Genomic DNA, 16,944 nt, shown 5'->3' on the forward strand with positions numbered 1-16,944 from the left:
CGTATACACCGACACGGACAACCGGTCCCGGGTTGTGCACAACCGTTGTGCTTCACATCACTTCGGCGCGACCGTGCCGTCCGTGAGCCCGTCGTACATACCCTGGACCAGTCGGCCGCCGAGCCGCCCGGCCGCGCGCAGCGCGTCCTCGAAGGCGGCGAGGGCGCGGAACTGCTCGCCGTACCTCTGCTGTTCGGCCAATGGCAGCCGCGGCAGCTGGAGACGACGGGCGTCGAGCCGCGTGGCGGTGGACGCGTAGCTGCTGGCCTGCCGGTTGTTGGCGGTGCCGCGCAGGAACCCGGCGAGGAACCAGGAGTCGAGCGCGGCCGGATCGGGGCGCAGCAGCTGGAGGTTGCGGCCGAGCGCGGCACCCGCGGTGGCTTCGTCGACGACCCGGGTGACCGAGCCGCCGCCCAGTACGGGCACGACGACGTCGCCCGGTTCGAGAAGGAGCGGCTCGTCCTCCGAGGGCACGGCCGGGGCGGTGGGTGAACCGCTGGGGGCCGTGCCGGCGAGCACGTCGTGCTCGGTGAGGACGGGTGCGGTGCCACTGCCCGAACCGCCGGTACGCAGTTGCAGGGCCCCTGCACGCGCCAGTTCACCGACTGTGGTGAGGGGCCGCCGGACCAGGTCGGAGGGGGCTGCGGGCGGCGGGGTGAGGCGGGCGGTGAGCTTCAGGGTGTCGTCCAGCCGTTCCCGTACGCGGATCAGCTCGGCCGCGCCGCCGCCGGAGGCCGGGGGCGGCAGGTGTCGGGCGGGGGCCAGGTCCACGTCGTCGTCGAGGAGCTCGATCACGGGGACGGCGCGGCTGACTCCGGGGCGGTCGACACGGCCCGTCCCGTCCGTGCCGTCGCTCCCTTCGGTCCCGCGGTCCTCGGTGAACGCGTTCCAGGCCCCGAGTGCCGCGCTCCGTACGGCCGTCCAGTCGATCCGGTCGCGGCCACCGGCTGTCGCCGATCCCGTGCCCGTTGCCGGTTCGGTGCTCTCGGCGGTGTCGACGAGCAGGAGTTCGGGCACGGGGCGGTGGGCGGCGCCCGGCTTGCGCAGCACCCACAGGTGGAGCGGGATCCCGTACGGGGGCGCGGCGCCGGCCGGCAGTGCGATGACGGCGCGCAGGGCGCCCCGGCGCAGCAGGTCGGCACGGATGCGGCGGCCCGAACGGCGGGAGGCGGCGGCCGGGGGCATCAGCAGTACGGCGGTCCCGCCTTCGCGGAGGCGGGCCAGGGCGTGCTGGACCCAGGCGAGTTCGGATTCGGTGCGGGCGGGAAAGCCGTACTCCCAGCGGGGATCGTAGGCCAGCTCGTCATGACCCCAGTTGCGCTCGTTGAACGGCGGGTGGCAGAGGACGGCGTCCACGCCCAGGCGGGGGAAGGCGTCGGCGCGCAGGGTGTCGCCGGTACGGACCGTGAGCGTGCCCCCGTCCGCCCCCGCGGGGCCGTCGGAGTGCAGCGCGAGCCGGAGCGCGGTGAGCGCCGCGAGCTCGGGGTCGGCCTCCTGCGCGTACAGCGCCGTGGGGCCGCTCACCGCGCGCAGGAGGGCTCCTGTTCCGGCGGCGGGGTCCAGGACGGCGCGGGCGGGCTGCGCTCCGCTCCGGCGGCCGGCGGACCTGTCCTGCTCGGCCAGTTCCGCCATCAGCTCGGCCAGATCGGGTGGTGTGAGGGTGTACTGGCGCGGATTGGCGTCGAGCTGCCTGCCGAAGAGGAACTCGAAGGCCTTCCGGACCCCCGTCGCGGCCGCCAGCTCCGCGGCGGCACGCAGGAGCGGGACCGAGGGCGCCAGATCGGAGGCGTCCGGGGTGTGGACGGCACGTTCGGCTCCGAAGTGCACCGTCAGTACGTCGTCCAGAGCGCCTGGCAGGACACGGGCCATCCGGGCGTCCGAGACGGCCGTGATCTCCAGCCAGGCGGTGGGCCTGTCCCGGACGAGCAACAGGGCGCAGCCTGCGTGGATCAGGGCGGTGACGGCGCCGGCCGGATGGCCGGACAGCTGCTGCCAGACCCGCTCGCGGAGCGGGACTTCGGCAAGTTTTCCCTGCTCGCGCAGCCACTGTTCGACCTCGGGCAGGGCAAAGGACGGACTGGTCTCGGTGCCGCCGACCGGCTTCGGGAAGTCCGCGTGGCGGCGACGCCAGTTGCTCACGGCCGCACGTCCCACCCCTGCGAGCCGTGCGATCCCGGCCGCGGTCACCTCAGTCGAGCTCTCCGGCACTGGCTGTCTCCCCGATAGATCCGTCCTGCCGGCGAGCATACCGACTGGTTACCGATCCACCGGTTCACACTGTGGACCAACCTGTTTCGCGTGAACTGTTGTTGACTCGGTTCACAGGCTCTGGTCTTATTGACCTGTCGCCACTCGATGTGGCGCACAGAACCGCTCACACATCCCCGCATGTCGCCGGAGGGCACAGCCATGTCCCAGTTCACGCAGCCGCCGCAGCCCCAGCAGCCGTACGCCCCCGCCCAGGAACCCGGTCTGCGTCCCGTGCGCAACGGCCTCGGCACCGCCGCCCTCGTCCTCGGCATCATCGGTGCCGTCTCCGGCCTGATCCCGTTCATGTTCTGGCTGGCGGGCATCCTCGGCGTCATCGCCCTGATCCTGGGCCTCGCGGGGCGGGGCCGTGCCAAGCGCGGCGAGGCGAACAACAAGGGCGTGACCACGTTCGGCGCCGTGCTCGGCCTGGTCGCACTGATCCTGTCGGTGGTCGGCGCGGTGCTCACCTTCAAGGCCGTGGACGACGTGGTGAACGACATCAACAAGTCCGTCGCGGACAGCTCGGCCTCGGCGAAGCCGGGCGGGGCGGACGACGCGAAGGGCGATGCAGAGGGCGGCGCGAAGGGCGACGCGGCTGACGCCCCGAAGTCCGATGACGAGCCCGCCGTCGGCGAGACCCTCGCGGGGCGTGACAGCGCCGTGTACGACGACGGTCTCGAGGTCACGGTCAGCGGCGCCGCCGCGTACACACCCGACGCGTACGCCGCGGGGCACACCAAGGGCAACCGGGCCTACAAGGTCTCCGTCGTCATCGAGAACAAGACGAAGGAGAAGTTCGACTCCGCACTCGTCAGCGTCGACGCGCGTGCCGGTGACGACGGCGTCAACGCCGAGCAGATCTTCGACGGGAAGGTCGGCGAGGGCTTCAGCGGCACGGTCCTGCCTGGCAAGAAGATCACCGTGCAGTTCGCCTTCGACGCCCCCGCGGACGCCAAGAACCTGAGCGTCGAGGTCAGCCCCGGCTTCGACTGGGACGCCAGCCAGTGGGAACTGACGCTCTGACCCACCCGGCCCGGCCGCACCGGCCGCCCGGCCACACCCCGCCACTCCGGGCCCGGCCACACCCCGCACTCCCGTTCCGGCCGCCACCGGCGCAGCAACTCCCGGTCCGGCCCTCCCGTACCCGCCCCTGACACCCCGGAGCCCCGTCCCGTGCGCTGCCTCTCAGCCCGCATCTCCGTAGCCGCTCTCTGCGTCACGGCGGCACTCGGCCTCACCGCCTGCGACGCCTTCACCGGCGACGCCGGGCCGCGGGCTCCGTTCGACGGTCTCACCGGCCCGGAGGTCACCAACAAGGCGGTCGCCGCCACCCGGGCCGCAGCGACCGTACGTCTGACCGTGACCACGGAGTCGGCGGACGGCCCGGTCCAGGCATTCGTCGCCTCAGGTGCCAGGGGCGCGTGCACGGGAACGTTCTCGCTGGGATCGGCGGGAACCCTGGAACTGATCCGTGCGGACGGCGCCGTCTACACGAAGTCGGACGCGGCGATGCTCCGCGCCGCGGCGGCGGACGGCCCGGCCCGCGACGCCGACGCCAACGTCGACCGGCTCGCCGGCCGCTGGGTGAAGGCACGCCCGGACGACCACCGCACGGCCCGGAGCCTGCGCTTCTGCGATCCGAAGGATCTCCTCGACCGGCTCGCCGCGACGAGTGCGACCACCCGCAAGGGCAGGCAGGCGACGATCGCCGGCACACCCTGCCTGACCCTGACCGGCGGTACGGGCCGGGAGAAGTGGACGGCGAGCGTCGCCACGGAGGGCACGCCCCACCTCCTGAAGATGCGCCTCACCGACGGCACGGAGAAGCCGCTCACCGTGGAGTTCTCCGAGTTCGACGCCCCGCTCACCGTGACGAGACCGGCAGCGGACTGACCGTCCGACGGCGCGGCCGGCCCCCGTCCACGGACACCTGCGGGGGGCCGTCCGCACCGTCATACCCGGTGCCGCACCCACACGTTCGGTTCGACGTACACCGCGTACCCGTGCTCGGTCGAACAGTGCACCGGCACCAACGCACCGGGCACCACCACCGGTCCCTCGGCGTCGAAGGGCAGCCCGGTCCAGTCCCGCCACTGCGCGAGCGAGCCGCTGACCGTCATGGACGTGGGCGCCACCGCCTCGATCACCCCGCCCGCCCGCACATGGACGCGCAGCCACGGGTCGCGGGGCAGCCCGTCCTCGTCCCTGGTCCGCCGGGCGTACTCCTCCATCGGCGCCGAGGGGTCGGTGTGCTTCGCGCTCGGCCGTACCGGGGCGACGAGCTCCCCGAAGCCCAGCCGCCCGGCGTTCTCCCGCATCGCGGCCACCATCCGGCCGGAGATCCCCCGCCCGAGGTGCCCCTCGGCGACCGTGATCTCGATCGCGCTCACCATGTCGGGGATGCGTCCGTGCCGCAGGTCGGAGAGCGCCCACAGCAGCACCTGGTCCCACCCGTTGACGGGCAGTCGGCCCCTCCCCGGCGCCTCCAGGACGAACGGCACGCTGTACGCCCGCGCGACGACGGCCCCGTGCGGGTCGGTGGCGACGAGCACGTACTCGGGGAACTCCACGGCGATCCGCGGGAAGTTCGCCCAGCCGACGAGGTCCTCGAGTACGAACTCGGGCCAGGTGTCCGGCATCTCGTCCATCGCCCGGGCCAGCTCGGGCCGTGCGGCGAGGGTGGTGATCATCAGGTCCATCCGGCCACGCTAGACACGCCGCCCCCACCCGCCAACCCATTTCCCGTGCCGCACCGGCTCGGCCCGGGGTCGGGTGCGGGTGCCCAGGTGATCGGCCGCGTCACACGGAGCCGGCGGCGATGAGCGCGAGCGTGGGCACGAGTGTCAGCAGGACACCGACCGGCCAGTACAGGAGGGGGTCGAGCCGCACCCTCCGCCGCACGGGGCCGTTGGCGAGCCACCACAGGAGCCCGAACACCACCACGACCGGCACGATGATCACCAGCCACAGCAGCATGCCGTCGTTCTCGGTCGGCTCACGCCGCGTGTAGCCCATCTCCGCGAGCGGGCCGTTCGACACGAAGTACCAGAGGAGCCACACCGGAACGATTCCGGGTATGCCGAGCAACAGGTTCACGCCCACGGCCGTCAGACGCCATGTCCACGTGCGCCCGGTATTCATCTCGGGGGCCCGAAGCCCGTCGCCGGTCAACGCCCGCTGCTCTCGGTGGGACTGCCGTCCGCCGGGAGCTTCTGGTCCGGGCAGGCCGCCAGCACCTTCGCCATCGCGTCCCGCTCGGCGCGCGTCACCCACAGCCCGTACTTCTTCTTGACCGAGACCTGTCCCGCCACGTACGTACAGCGGTATGCCTTGTTGGGAGGCAGCCAGGTGGCGGTGTCACCGTCCCCCTTGCGGCGATTGGTCGAGGAGTCCGCGGCGACGAGATTGAGCGGATCGTTCGCGAAAGCGCGCCGCTTGTCGTCGCTCCACTGCTGCGCACCCTTCTGCCAGGCGTCGGACAGGGCGACGAGATGGTCTATGTCGACCTTGCTGCGCCCTCGTTCGAACGTGATGCGCGTCCCCGTGTACGGGTCGGGGTCGAGCACCCCGCGCAGCACCTTGCACCCGTCGGCCGCACGGGAGACATCGCTCAGCTGGTCCGCGAGGATGTCGTCCCGGGTCCCGCAGCCGTTCTTGTCGGTGTCCAGCCAGGCGGAGCCGAACTCGTCCCGCTCGTAACCGGTTCTGGGGGCCCGCCCCTTCACGGTGAGGCCCTCGACGGCCTGCATCGCCGTTCCGCCCGCGGCGGGCGCGGTCTGCGCCGGAGGTTCGGAAGAGAGGCCGGGCTCGCACCCGACCAGGGCGAGCGAGCCCGTCAGGGTCACAGCCGCGAGCGGGAGCAGGCGGATCCGGTGGATTGCTGCACGATGAGATATCACAGCGGTCCACAGTAAGCGCCAGGCGTCGCCTCACACCTTCCCGATGCCCAACGTGTTCTCGGTCGGCAGCAGCCCCGAGCCGAGCACCTCCACCCACAGCGGCCCCAGCAGTTCCACGAGCCGCTCCCGCGCCTCGGGTTCGAGCACCACCCAGGGACCCGACGCCAGTTCGTCCGTGCGCCGTTCCACCTGTCCGCGCAGGGCACGCCCGGCCTCCGTGGCCGTCCCGTCCGCCTCCAGCAGGCCGCGCTCCGCCAGCCGTTGCCGGCCCGCCGCCCACTCCGCCCCGCTCCATCCCCGGCTCGTGAACACCTCCGGGCGGGCGGCGCCGACGGCCGCGAAGGAGACCAGCGCCTCGACCGGGTCGAGGCCGGCCTCGGCGAGCGCCACGAGGTGGCCGTCCCCCCGGTGCTCCCGCAGGACCGTCGCGGCCTGCCAGAGCACCAGGTGCGGCGCGTCCGGCCAGGGCAGGGCGGCGTTGGCCTCGGCCAGGGGGCGCCCCGCAACGTCCGCGGCCAGCGCCGCGCGCCGCGCCAGTTCGGCCGCCTCGGCGAACTCCGGGCCGTGCACCCGGTCGCCGAACAGGCTCCGGTACGCCCGGTCGACCGCCCTCGTACGGGCCGCGAGGACCGCCTCGGGGCCGGCCACGGACCAGCCGCCCGGGACGTACTTTCCGGTCATCGCGGGGCTGAAGCTGTAGAACGTGGCGGTCACCCGGTCCGCGTCCACCGCCCCCAACGGTGCCGCGCGCCAGGCGAAGTAGCCGGGCCAGCGCTCGTCGACCGCGTGACCGAGCCCGGCGGCCTCCTCGAAGGATTCCGGCGCGTAGTAGAGGACGGCGTGCAGGGGCTCCATCAGGTGCCACATCTGGCGTACGCGACCCAGTTCGTCGGACATGTCTCCGCCTTCCGCAGAACGGCTCATCTTGTCACTGACTAGATCCCAGCGTGCGCCTCGACGAAGAACTTGTCAATGGCTAGATACGGCGTACTGTGCTGACCATGACCAGTGAGCGCACCTACCACCACGGCGACCTGCGGCGCGCCGTCCTGGCCGCCGCCCTCGACGTCATCGCCGCCGAAGGCCCCGACGCCCTGAGCCTGCGCGATCTGGCCCGGCGGGCCGGCGTCTCGCACGCCGCGCCGGCCCATCACTTCAAGGACCGGACGGGCCTGCTCACCGCCATCGCCTCCGAGGGCTACACGCTGTTCGCCGACGCCCTCGCCGCCGCACCGGACCTACGGGAACGGGGCGTGGCCTACGTACGGTTCGCGAGCGGACACCCCGCGCACTTCCAGGTGATGTTCCGCCCCGAACTGCACCACGCCGACGACCCGGAGCTGCTCGCCGCGAAGGCCCGCGCCACCGAAGCGCTCCGCGCCGGGATCAGCGGCCTTCCCGAATCCGAGCGCGGCGGCGACGACCGGCTCGCGGGCATCGCCGCGTGGTCACTCGCCCACGGCTTCGCCACCCTGCTGCTCAGCGGCAACCTGGAAGGACCGGTGGACGGCCGGAACCCCGAGGAGGTGTTCCGGACGCTCACCGCCCTGCTCTTCAACCCGGAGACCCCGGACAGGACTTCGGCCACGGCTACGACTGCCGCTACGACCCCAGAATCGTCGTGAGGAACTCCCCGGTCCACGACAGGAGTTCGCGCCCCACCACCGGCTTGCCGCCGATCCGGCCCGCCGTCGGGCGCGGCACCAGGATCTGGTGCGCGGCCGGCTTGATGACCGTCTTCGGGTGCAGCCGCTTCAGCCGCAGCTCCTGGGACTCGCGCAGCTCCACCGGGGCGAAGCGGATGTTCGCGCCCTGCAGCACGATCTCGCCCACCCCGCAGGCCCGGGCAAGCATGCGCAGGCCCGCAACCAGCAGGAGGTTCTCCACCGGCTCGGGAAGCTTCCCGTAGCGGTCGGTGAGCTCCTCACGGACCGCCCTGATGTCGTCCTCGCTGTTCGCGGAGGCGATGGACCGGTACGCCTGGAGGCGCAGCCGCTCCCCCGGGGCGTAGTCGTGCGGGACGTGCGCGTCGACGGGGAGCTCGATCTTGACCTCCAGCGGCGGCTCCTCCTCCACCCCGCCGTCCACGGCCGCCCGGTAGTCGGCCACCGCCTCGCCGACCATCCGGATGTACAGGTCGAACCCGACCCCGGCGATATGGCCGGACTGCTCACCGCCCAGCATGTTTCCGGCGCCACGGATCTCGAGGTCCTTCATGGCCACGTACATGCCCGCACCCATCTCGGTGTGCTGGGCGATGGTCGCCAGCCGCTCGTGGGCGGTCTCGGTGAGGGGCTTCTCCGGCGGGTACAGGAAGTAGGAGTAGCCCCGGTCCCGGCCCCGGCCGACCCGCCCGCGCAACTGGTGCAGCTGGGAGAGGCCGAAGTTGTCGCCGCGCTCCACGATCAGCGTGTTGGCGTTGGAGATGTCGATGCCGGACTCGACGATCGTCGTGGAGACGAGCACGTCGAACTTCTTCTCCCAGAAGTCGACGACGACCTGCTCCAGCGCGCTCTCGCCCATCTGGCCGTGCGCCGTGGCGATCCGGGCCTCCGGCACGATCTCGCGCAGCCTGGCCGCCGCACGGTCGATGGACTCGACCCGGTTGTGGATGTAGAAGACCTGTCCCTCACGCAGCAGTTCACGCCGTACGGCCGCGCCGATCTGCTTCTCCTCGTACGGTCCGACGAAGGTGAGGACGGGATGCCGCTCCTCCGGAGGCGTCGTGATCGTCGACATCTCACGGATGCCCGTGACGGCCATTTCGAGCGTACGGGGGATGGGCGTCGCCGACATGGTGAGGACGTCGACGTTGGCGCGGAGCTTCTTCAGCTGCTCCTTGTGCTCGACGCCGAAGCGCTGCTCCTCGTCGACGATGACCAGGCCCAGGTCCTTGAACTTCGTCTCCGACGAGAACAGCCGGTGCGTGCCGATGACCAGGTCCACGGAACCCTCGCGCAGCCCCTCCAGCGTCGCCTTCGACTCGGTGTCCGACTGGAAACGGCTGAGCGCGCGCACGTTGACGGGGAACTGGGCGTACCGCTCGGTGAACGTACCGAAGTGCTGCTGGACCAGCAGCGTCGTCGGGACGAGGACGGCGACCTGCTTGCCGTCCTGGACCGCCTTGAACGCCGCGCGGACCGCGATCTCCGTCTTGCCGTAGCCGACGTCGCCGCAGATCAGCCGGTCCATGGGGACGGACTTCTCCATGTCCTCCTTGACCTCGGCGATCGTGGACAGCTGGTCGGGCGTCTCCGCGTACGGGAACGCGTCCTCCAGTTCGCGCTGCCAGGGGGTGTCCGGGCCGAAGGCGTGCCCCGGGGCCGCCATCCGCGCGGAGTACAGCTTGATCAGGTCGGCGGCGATCTCCTTGACCGCCTTCTTGGCCCGCTGCTTGGTCTTGGTCCAGTCGGCGCCGCCGAGCCGGTGGAGGGTGGGCGCCTCGCCACCGACGTACTTCGTGACCTGCTCCAGCTGGTCGGTGGGGATGTAGAGGCGGTCGCCGGGCTGTCCGCGCTTGGCGGGTGCGTACTCGACGAGGAGGTACTCGCGGGTCGCGCCCTGCACGGTGCGCTGCACCATCTCGATGTAGCGGCCCACGCCGTGCTGCTCGTGGACGATGTAGTCGCCCGCCTGCAGGGTCAGCGGGTCGACGGACTTGCGGCGCCTGGCCGGCATCCGGCCCAGGTCCTTGGTGGCCGTTCGCTGCCCGGTCAGATCCGTCTCCGTCAGCACGGCCAGCTTCAGGCCCGCATCGATGAAGCCGTGGTCGACGGCCCCGCAGGAGACATGGACGAGCGACGGCGTGATCTCGCTGAGATCCTGGTCGAGACGGGCCGCGATGCCCTCGCCGCCGAGCACCTCGACGGTGCGCGAGGCGGGCCCCTGCCCCTCGGTGACGTACACCGTGCGCCAGCCGTCGGAGAGCCAGCCCTTGGTGTCGGCGAGCGCACGGGCGGTGTCGCCCCGGTACGCCTCCGGGGCGCGCATCCCGAGCTTCAGGGTGTCCTCGTCCAGCTCGTCGTCCGCCGCGAACGGGGAGACCGACCACCACATCATGCCCAGCTCACGGGCGTGGTCACGGACATCGGCGATGCCCCGCAGCGAGGCCGCGCCGACATCGATCGGGGCCTCGCCGCCACCCGCCGTGGCCGCCCAGGACGCCTGGAGGAACTCCTGGCTGGTGGCGACCAGGTCGGTCGCCCGGGTCCGCACCCGCTCCGGGTCGCAGACCACTGCCATCGAACCCTTGGGCAGGACGTCCAGAAGCAGTTCCATCTCGTCGACGAGCACCGGAGCGAGGGATTCCATGCCCTCGACGGCGATCCCCTCCGCGATCTTGCCCAGCAGCTCCCCCAGCTCGGGATGGGCCTCCGCCAGGATCGCGGCCCTGTTCCGTACGTCCTCGGTGAGCAGCAGCTCGCGGCAGGGCGGCGCCCACAGCCCGTGCTCGGCGACCTCGAGCGACCGCTGGTCGGCGATCTTGAAGTAGCGGATCTCCTCGACGTCGTCGCCCCAGAACTCCACCCGAAGGGGGTGCTCCTCGGTCGGCGGGAAGACGTCCAGGATGCCGCCACGTACGGCGAATTCGCCGCGCTTCTCGACCAGTTCGACGCGGGAGTACGCAGCCGCGGCGAGCGCGTCCACGACCTCGCCCAGATCGGCGGTCTGCCCGCCGGCCAGTGCCACGGGCTCCAGGTCACCGAGCCCCTTGACCTGCGGCTGGAGCACCGAGCGGATCGGCGCGACGACGACACCCACCGGGCCGGTCTCCGGGTCGTCCTGCCGCGGGTGGGCCAGCCGCCGCAGCACGGCGAGGCGACGGCCCACGGTGTCCGAGCGGGGCGAGAGCCGTTCGTGGGGCAGCGTCTCCCAGGACGGGAACTCCGCGACGGTGTCCGGGGGCAGCAGGGTGCGCAGCGCAGCCGCCAGGTCCTCCGCCTCGCGTCCCGTCGCCGTGACGGCGAGCACCGTCCGCCCCGCCTCGCGGGCCAGCGCGGCCACCGCGAAGGGGCGCGCGGCGGGCGGGCCCACCAGGTCGACATGGGTCCGGTGGCCGTCGGTGGCGGCCTTCACCGCTTCGGAGAGCGCCGGATCGGTGACGACGACATCCAGCAGACCGTGCAGGCTCATGAAGGCATTCCGTCCGGTGGGGCGAGGAGTGAGCAACGCGAAGGGCCCGACACGTAGGACGGGCCGGGGCTTCCAGCGTACGACTCCGGTGTGACAGCCGCTCCCGCAACAGAGGGTCCGGGCCGCCGTCACGGAGAACGGATCCGGCCCGGGGCGTTTGGAGGAACGCCCCGGGCCGGATCACTCATTCTACGACGGGCATGCTCACCCGTCGGTGGCGATCGCGTTGAGAACGTTCATCCGGCCGGCCCGGAAAGCGGGGACCAGCGCGGCGAACAGTCCGACGAAGGCCGAGGCGACGAACACCGTGAGGATCGTCGGCCACGGGATCTCCAGGACGTTGAGACCCTCCAGAGCCAGCAGCTTCTGGGCCGAGGTGCCCCAGCCCATGCCCAGGCCGAGCCCGAGCAGGGCACCGAACAGGGCGATGACCACGGACTCCAGCCGGATCATGCGGCGCAGCTGGCGGCGGGAGAGGCCGATCGCCCGCATCAGGCCGATCTCACGGGTCCGCTCGACGACGGAGAGTGCCAGGGTGTTCACCACACCGAGCACCGCGACGATGATCGCCAGGGCGAGCAAGCCGTACACGATGTTCAGCAGCTGGCCGATCTGGTCCTTCAGGTCCTGCTTGAAGTCGGCCTGGTTCTGCACCTTGTACTGCGGGTACTCGGCGAGCGCACTCTTGAGGGCCGTGTACGCCTCCTTCTCCTTGCCGTCCTGCGCCGTGGCGAACATGATCATGTTCTCGGGCATCCGGTCGGCGGGGACGTACTGCTCGACGGTCGTGATGTTGGTGTACATCGCGCCCTTGTCCACGTTCGTCTCGTCCGAGGTGATCGCGGCGACCTTCAGCTTCGCCGTCTCGCCGGTCTTGAACGCGACCGTGATCTCGTCCCCGACCTCGATCCCGTGCCGGACGGCGTAGTCGTCGCCGACCGACATGGCGTTCTTGCCGTACGCGTCGCCGAGGTCACCGGCGACCGTCGTGCGCCGCAGGTCCTCCTGGTACGTCGGGTCGGCGGCGACGACTCCCTCGTCCTCCGTCTTTCCGTCGGGGGAGGTGAGCTTCGCACTGACATACCTGTAGTCGGTGACGTGCTCGATGCCGGGCACCTTCTTGATGGCCTCCGCCGCCTGCGGCACGACCAGCTGGCCGGTGCTCGACTGGACGATGAAGTCCGTGCCGACCGACTTGTCCAGTTCCTCGGTGGCCGAGGCGACCATGGAGGACCCCACCACCGAGAGGCAGGCCACCAGGGCCAGCCCGATCATCAGTGCCGCACCGGTCGCCCCCGTACGCCGCGGGTTGCGCAGCGCGTTGCGCTCCGCCAGCCGGCCGACGGGGCCGAAGAGCCGCAGTACGACGACGCTCAGGGCCCGCACCACCACACCGGCCAGCAGCGGGCCGATCACGATGAAGCCGATGAGGGTGAGGACCACGCCCAGGCCGAGGAAGAGCGAGCCCTCGCTCGCCTTGTCCGCCTGCGTCGTCGCCCACAGGGCCGCCGCACCCGCACCGGTGAGGACCAGGCCGATTCCGGCCCGGATCCAGCCGGACTTCGCGTCCGTCGGGGTACCTGCGTCACGCAGGGCCGCCATCGGGGAGACCTTGCCGGCCCGGCGGGCCGGGATGTAGGCGGCGAGGACGGTCACGATGACACCGAGCGCGAGGCCGATGACCGGAGTCGTCCAGGCGATGGTGAGGTCCTTGGTGGACAGCTCCATGCCCATGGCGCCCATGAGCTTCATCAGCCCGACGGCCAGACCGACCCCTGCGCCCACGCCGAGGACCGAGCCGACGATACCGAGGAGTACCGCTTCGACCAGCACGGACCGGTTGACCTGCTTGCGGCTCGAACCGATGGCCCGCATCAGGCCGATCTCGCGGGTGCGCTGGGCGACCAGCATCGAGAAGGTGTTGACGATCAGGAAGATGCCGACGAGGAAGGCGATCCCGGCGAAGCCGAGCATCGCGTACTTCATGACGTCCAGGAAGGAGCCCATGGAGTCCTTGTTGGCCGCGGCGGCCTCGTCCTGGGTCTGCAGCTTGTACGTGCCCGCACCCAGGGCGGAGGCGACGTTCTTCTTCAGCTGCTTGTCGTCGACGCCGGGTTCGGCCTCGACGGAGATGTGGGTGAAGACACCGGGCCTGCCGAGGAGCTTCTGCTGGGCGGTGGCCGTGTCGAAGTAGACGACGGCAGCACCCGGGTTGGTCACGGTGAAGGCGGTGATGCCGCTGATCCGCGCCTCGATGTCACCGGTGACGGCGACGGTCCGCAGCTCGTCACCGATCTTCAGGTGGTGCTTCTCGGCGGTGTCGGCGTCGACCATGACCTCGGTCGGGCCGCGCGGTGCGTGACCGGAGGTGATCTCCATGGAACGCAGGTCGTTGCGCGTCCAGTTGCCGGCGATCGTCGGGGCGCCGGTCTCGGAGCCCATGTTCTTGTTGTGGCTGTCGACGACCGTGACGGACATGCTCATGACTCCGCCCTCGGCCCCCTTCACCCCGTCGGCCTTCTCGACCTGTGCGAGGACGGAGGCGGGCAGCGCTTCGGGCCGGCCGTTCTCCGGCAGCTCGTCGGCGCCCTCGGCGGTCTTCGGGCTGACGGTGACATCCGCCGACGACGCCGCGAACAGCTTGTCGAAGGTGGTGTTCATGGTGTCGGTGAAGACGAGCGTGCCGCACACGAACGCCACCGACAGCAGGACCGCGACGGCGGAGAGCGCCATCCGCCCCTTGTGCGCGAAGAAGTTGCGCATCGAGGTCTTCCAGACGGTCATGAGGTCCGCCCGCGCGCGTCGAAGTCCTTCATCCGGTCCAGGACCTGATCGGCCGTCGGGTTCTGCATCTCGTCGACGATGGAACCGTCCGCGAGGTACAGCACCCGGTCCGCGTAGGACGCGGCCACCGGGTCGTGGGTGACCATGACGATGGTCTGGCCCAGCTCGTCCACCGACCTGCGCAGGAAGGACAGCACCTCGGCACCGGCCCGCGAGTCCAGGTTCCCGGTGGGCTCGTCACCGAAGATGATGTCGGGCCGGGCGGCCAGGGCGCGGGCCACGGCCACGCGCTGCTGCTGACCGCCGGAGAGCTGTGTCGGCCGGTGCTTCAGCCGGTCGGCGAGACCGACGGTCTCGACGACCTGCTGCAGCCATGCCGCGTCGGGCTTGCGGCCCGCGATGTCCATCGGCAGCGTGATGTTCTCGATCGCGTTGAGCGTGGGAAGCAGGTTGAACGCCTGGAAGATGAAGCCGATCCGGTCCCGGCGCAGCTGGGTGAGCTTCTTGTCCTTGAGCTTGGTGATCTCGATGTCGGCGAGGTGGATCTCGCCGGAGGTCACGGTGTCCAGACCGGCCAGGCAGTGCATCAGGGTCGACTTGCCGGAGCCGGACGGACCCATGATCGCCGTGAACTGCCCGCGTGCGATGTCCACGTCGACGTGGTCGAGGGCGACGACCCGGGTCTCCCCCGCGCCGTACGCCTTGACGACCTGCCGCGCTCGCGCAGCGACGGCCGTACGCCCTCCAGTGCCCCCGTGCCTGGGAATGGTTACAGCCGTTGTCACGGTTTTTCTCCTATGTCCGTCAATGCCTGGACGTCTCTGTGTACGTTCCGAGTCTCGTGTGCGGAGGGGGTCCGGCGCGCTGGTGCCCAGCGCAGTCTTCAGGTGGGGTTTTCCCCACCCCGCCCTCTGCGGTCAGCCGCAACCGCGGTGTAAGAACACGGTAAGGAACGGGACCTCGCCGGCACGTCCTCCGCCGGGAGGAACCGTCCCTGGGCAGAAGTACGGAGCTCCCCCTAGGGGTCTGCGACCTCGGAGGGATACCTGGGTAGGGGATCTCATCCCTCGGCCGCCCCCTGCCGCCCGGCCCCCGACGGTGGGACAGTGGCCCGGGAAACTAGATGCATAGGGAAGGAAACCCTGTGGGCGGCACGGACAGCGCGGCCGGCACGGCCGGCCTGGGCGGCGGGGGCGGCACCGACGGCACAGGAGGAGCGGGCAGCACGGGCGGCACCGGCGTCGGCCCGTCCGCGGCAACCGGCCCCGGGGCGGCAGCCGGAGGGCCGACCACCCGCAGCCGCCGTCCCGTGGTCGCCGCACTCATGCTCGGGATGGGCCTGTCCGCCATCGACGGCACCATCGTCGCGACCGCCGTCCCGCAGATCGTCGGCGATCTCGGCGGCTTCGCCGTCTTCTCCTGGCTCTTCTCCGGCTACCTCCTCGCAGTGACCGTCACGCTGCCGGTGTACGGAAAGCTCTCCGACACCTTCGGCCGGAAGCCCGTCCTGGTCGCCGGCATCATCCTCTTCCTGGCCGGCTCCCTGCTCTGCGCCGCAGCCTGGAACATGGCCGCCCTGATCGCCTTCCGCGTCGTCCAGGGCCTCGGAGGCGGTGCGCTCCAGGGCACCGTCCAGACCATCGCCGCCGACCTCTACCCGCTCAGGGAGCGCCCGAAGATCCAGGCCAAGCTGTCGACCGTCTGGGCCGCATCGGCCGTCGCCGGCCCGGCGGTCGGCGGGCTGCTGGCCGCGTACGCCGACTGGCGCTGGATCTTCCTGATCAACCTGCCGGTCGGCGCCGTCGCCCTCTGGCTGGTGGTCCGCCACCTCCACGAACCCGCCCGGCCGCGCCCCGCCACCCGGCCCCGCATCGACTGGGCGGGCGCCCTCGCCGTCTTCGCCACCGGCGCGCTCCTGCTGACCGCACTCGTACAGGGCGGGGTCGCCTGGCCCTGGCTCTCCGCCCCCTCGCTCGGTCTGCTGGGTGCGAGCGCCGCGCTGGCCGCCCTGACCGTCGTCATCGAGCGGCGCGCCGACGAACCCGTCATTCCCGGCTGGGTCTGGCGGCGCCGCACCATCGCCTCGGTCAACCTGGCCCTCGGCGCGATGGGGCTGCTGATGGTCGCGCCGACCGTCTTCCTTCCGACGTACGCCCAGTCGGTCCTCGGCCTCGGTCCGATCGCCGCCGGTTTCGTCCTCTCCGTCATGACGCTGAGCTGGCCCGTGTCCGCGGCGCTCGCCGACCGGATCTACAACCGGATCGGCTTCCGGCGCACCGCCATCACGGGTATGACCGGTGCCATGCTGGTCCTGATCGCCTTCCCTCTGCTGCCCTTCCCCGGGGCCGCCTGGCAACCCGCCCTGCTCATGCTGCTGCTCGGCGCGGCGCTCGGCCTCTTCCAGCTCCCGCTGATCGTCGGGGTCCAGTCCACGGTCGGCTGGTCCGAGCGGGGTACGACGACGGCGTCCGTGCTGTTCTGCCGCCAGGTCGGACAGAGCCTGGGGGCCGCTCTCTTCGGGGCGGTGGCCAACGCGGCACTCGCCTCCCGGCTGGCGGACGCCCCCGTCACAGGCCTCCCCGGCGACCTCGACGCCATCTCTCACGCCCTGGAGAATCCGGGCGCGCTGACCGGCGCGGCGACCGACTACCTGCGCCGCGCCGTCGACACCGCGACCGACCACGTCTTCGTCGGCGCGGCCGTGGCGGCCGGACTGGCACTGCTGGTCGTGGTGTTCCTCGCCCCGCGCCGCTTCCCGGTACTGGCCGAGCACGAGGACACCGCCGCCCCGGCCCCGAAGGGCTGAGCCTCGGGAAACACCCAGGCCCAGCGGACCGCACAGGCCCACCGGGCCGCCCGGCCGGGGGGCCGGGCGCGG

At 71.4% G+C, this 16,944-nt stretch carries 12 protein-coding genes; 4 read left to right on the plus strand and 8 right to left on the minus strand.

Annotation, left to right across the window (positions count from 1 at the left end):
* Positions 1 to 57: 57 nt before the first annotated feature.
* Entirely contained in the window at positions 58 to 2,208 is a 2,151-nt protein-coding gene (locus ABZS61_RS09680; protein WP_356417617.1) for an N-6 DNA methylase, read from the minus strand.
* Positions 2,209 to 2,409: 201 nt separating this feature from the next.
* Between ABZS61_RS09680 and ABZS61_RS09685 the strand changes: the two genes are divergently transcribed.
* Positions 2,410 to 3,273 carry a DUF4190 domain-containing protein gene (locus tag ABZS61_RS09685; protein ID WP_356417618.1) on the plus strand — a complete coding sequence of 288 codons (864 nt, stop codon included), beginning with the start codon at positions 2,410 to 2,412 and terminating at the stop codon, positions 3,271 to 3,273.
* A gap of 150 nt (positions 3,274 to 3,423) precedes the next feature.
* Positions 3,424 to 4,143, plus strand: a complete 720-nt coding sequence (locus tag ABZS61_RS09690) for a hypothetical protein (RefSeq protein ID WP_356417619.1) — start codon at positions 3,424 to 3,426, stop codon at positions 4,141 to 4,143.
* Between the two features lie 59 nt (positions 4,144 to 4,202).
* Here the strand turns inward: ABZS61_RS09690 and ABZS61_RS09695 are convergent, their stop codons facing one another.
* The 4 genes from ABZS61_RS09695 to ABZS61_RS09710 form a co-directional block, all read right to left on the minus strand.
* The gene (locus ABZS61_RS09695; RefSeq protein ID WP_356417620.1) at positions 4,203 to 4,949 is read right to left on the minus strand and encodes an N-acetyltransferase; all 747 of its coding nucleotides are present in this window, start codon (positions 4,947 to 4,949) and stop codon (positions 4,203 to 4,205) included.
* A 100-nt stretch (positions 4,950 to 5,049) separates the two neighbouring features.
* Positions 5,050 to 5,391: a hypothetical protein gene (locus ABZS61_RS09700; protein WP_356417621.1), complete on the minus strand. Its 342-nt coding sequence runs from the start codon at positions 5,389 to 5,391 to the stop codon at positions 5,050 to 5,052.
* Positions 5,392 to 5,417: 26 nt separating this feature from the next.
* The gene (locus tag ABZS61_RS09705; RefSeq protein ID WP_356417622.1) at positions 5,418 to 6,095 is read right to left on the minus strand and encodes an HNH endonuclease family protein; all 678 of its coding nucleotides are present in this window, start codon (positions 6,093 to 6,095) and stop codon (positions 5,418 to 5,420) included.
* Positions 6,096 to 6,179: 84 nt separating this feature from the next.
* Positions 6,180 to 7,046 carry a hypothetical protein gene (locus ABZS61_RS09710; RefSeq protein WP_356417623.1) on the minus strand — a complete coding sequence of 289 codons (867 nt, stop codon included), beginning with the start codon at positions 7,044 to 7,046 and terminating at the stop codon, positions 6,180 to 6,182.
* A 104-nt stretch (positions 7,047 to 7,150) separates the two neighbouring features.
* On the opposite strand from ABZS61_RS09710, the gene ABZS61_RS09715 reads away from it, so the two are divergent.
* Entirely contained in the window at positions 7,151 to 7,774 is a 624-nt protein-coding gene (locus tag ABZS61_RS09715; protein ID WP_356417624.1) for a TetR/AcrR family transcriptional regulator, read from the plus strand.
* On the opposite strand, the gene mfd is transcribed toward ABZS61_RS09715, so the two are convergent.
* The 3 genes from mfd to ABZS61_RS09730 form a co-directional block, all read right to left on the minus strand.
* A complete protein-coding gene (gene mfd, locus ABZS61_RS09720; RefSeq protein WP_356417625.1) occupies positions 7,752 to 11,282 on the minus strand; it encodes a transcription-repair coupling factor in 3,531 nt (1,176 codons plus the stop codon). The two genes, ABZS61_RS09715 and mfd, sit on opposite strands and share 23 nt — an antisense overlap.
* 204 nt (positions 11,283 to 11,486) lie before the next feature.
* The gene (locus ABZS61_RS09725; protein ID WP_356417626.1) at positions 11,487 to 14,066 is read right to left on the minus strand and encodes an FtsX-like permease family protein; all 2,580 of its coding nucleotides are present in this window, start codon (positions 14,064 to 14,066) and stop codon (positions 11,487 to 11,489) included.
* Positions 14,063 to 14,851 carry an ABC transporter ATP-binding protein gene (locus ABZS61_RS09730; protein ID WP_329210230.1) on the minus strand — a complete coding sequence of 263 codons (789 nt, stop codon included), beginning with the start codon at positions 14,849 to 14,851 and terminating at the stop codon, positions 14,063 to 14,065. The genes ABZS61_RS09725 and ABZS61_RS09730 overlap by 4 nt, the downstream gene beginning before the upstream one ends.
* A 338-nt stretch (positions 14,852 to 15,189) precedes the next feature.
* On the opposite strand from ABZS61_RS09730, the gene ABZS61_RS09735 reads away from it, so the two are divergent.
* Entirely contained in the window at positions 15,190 to 16,872 is a 1,683-nt protein-coding gene (locus ABZS61_RS09735; protein ID WP_356417627.1) for an MFS transporter, read from the plus strand.
* Positions 16,873 to 16,944 lie beyond the last annotated feature (72 nt).

Origin of the sequence: Streptomyces sp. NPDC005566 (assembly GCF_040605575.1) — a bacterium.
GTDB lineage: Bacteria > Actinomycetota > Actinomycetes > Streptomycetales > Streptomycetaceae > Streptomyces.

Excerpts from the sequence above, each read along its gene's own strand:
- ABZS61_RS09735 (WP_356417627.1), top strand. The coding sequence starts at position 15,190 with ATGCATAGGGAAGGAAACCCTGTGGGCGGCACGGACAGCGCGGCCGGC.
- ABZS61_RS09695 (WP_356417620.1), bottom strand. The coding sequence starts at position 4,949 with ATGGACCTGATGATCACCACCCTCGCCGCACGGCCCGAGCTGGCCCGG.
- ABZS61_RS09725 (WP_356417626.1), bottom strand. The coding sequence starts at position 14,066 with ATGACCGTCTGGAAGACCTCGATGCGCAACTTCTTCGCGCACAAGGGG.
- ABZS61_RS09715 (WP_356417624.1), top strand. The coding sequence starts at position 7,151 with ATGACCAGTGAGCGCACCTACCACCACGGCGACCTGCGGCGCGCCGTC.
- mfd (WP_356417625.1), bottom strand. The coding sequence starts at position 11,282 with ATGAGCCTGCACGGTCTGCTGGATGTCGTCGTCACCGATCCGGCGCTC.
- ABZS61_RS09685 (WP_356417618.1), top strand. The coding sequence starts at position 2,410 with ATGTCCCAGTTCACGCAGCCGCCGCAGCCCCAGCAGCCGTACGCCCCC.
- ABZS61_RS09710 (WP_356417623.1), bottom strand. The coding sequence starts at position 7,046 with ATGTCCGACGAACTGGGTCGCGTACGCCAGATGTGGCACCTGATGGAG.
- ABZS61_RS09700 (WP_356417621.1), bottom strand. The coding sequence starts at position 5,391 with ATGAATACCGGGCGCACGTGGACATGGCGTCTGACGGCCGTGGGCGTG.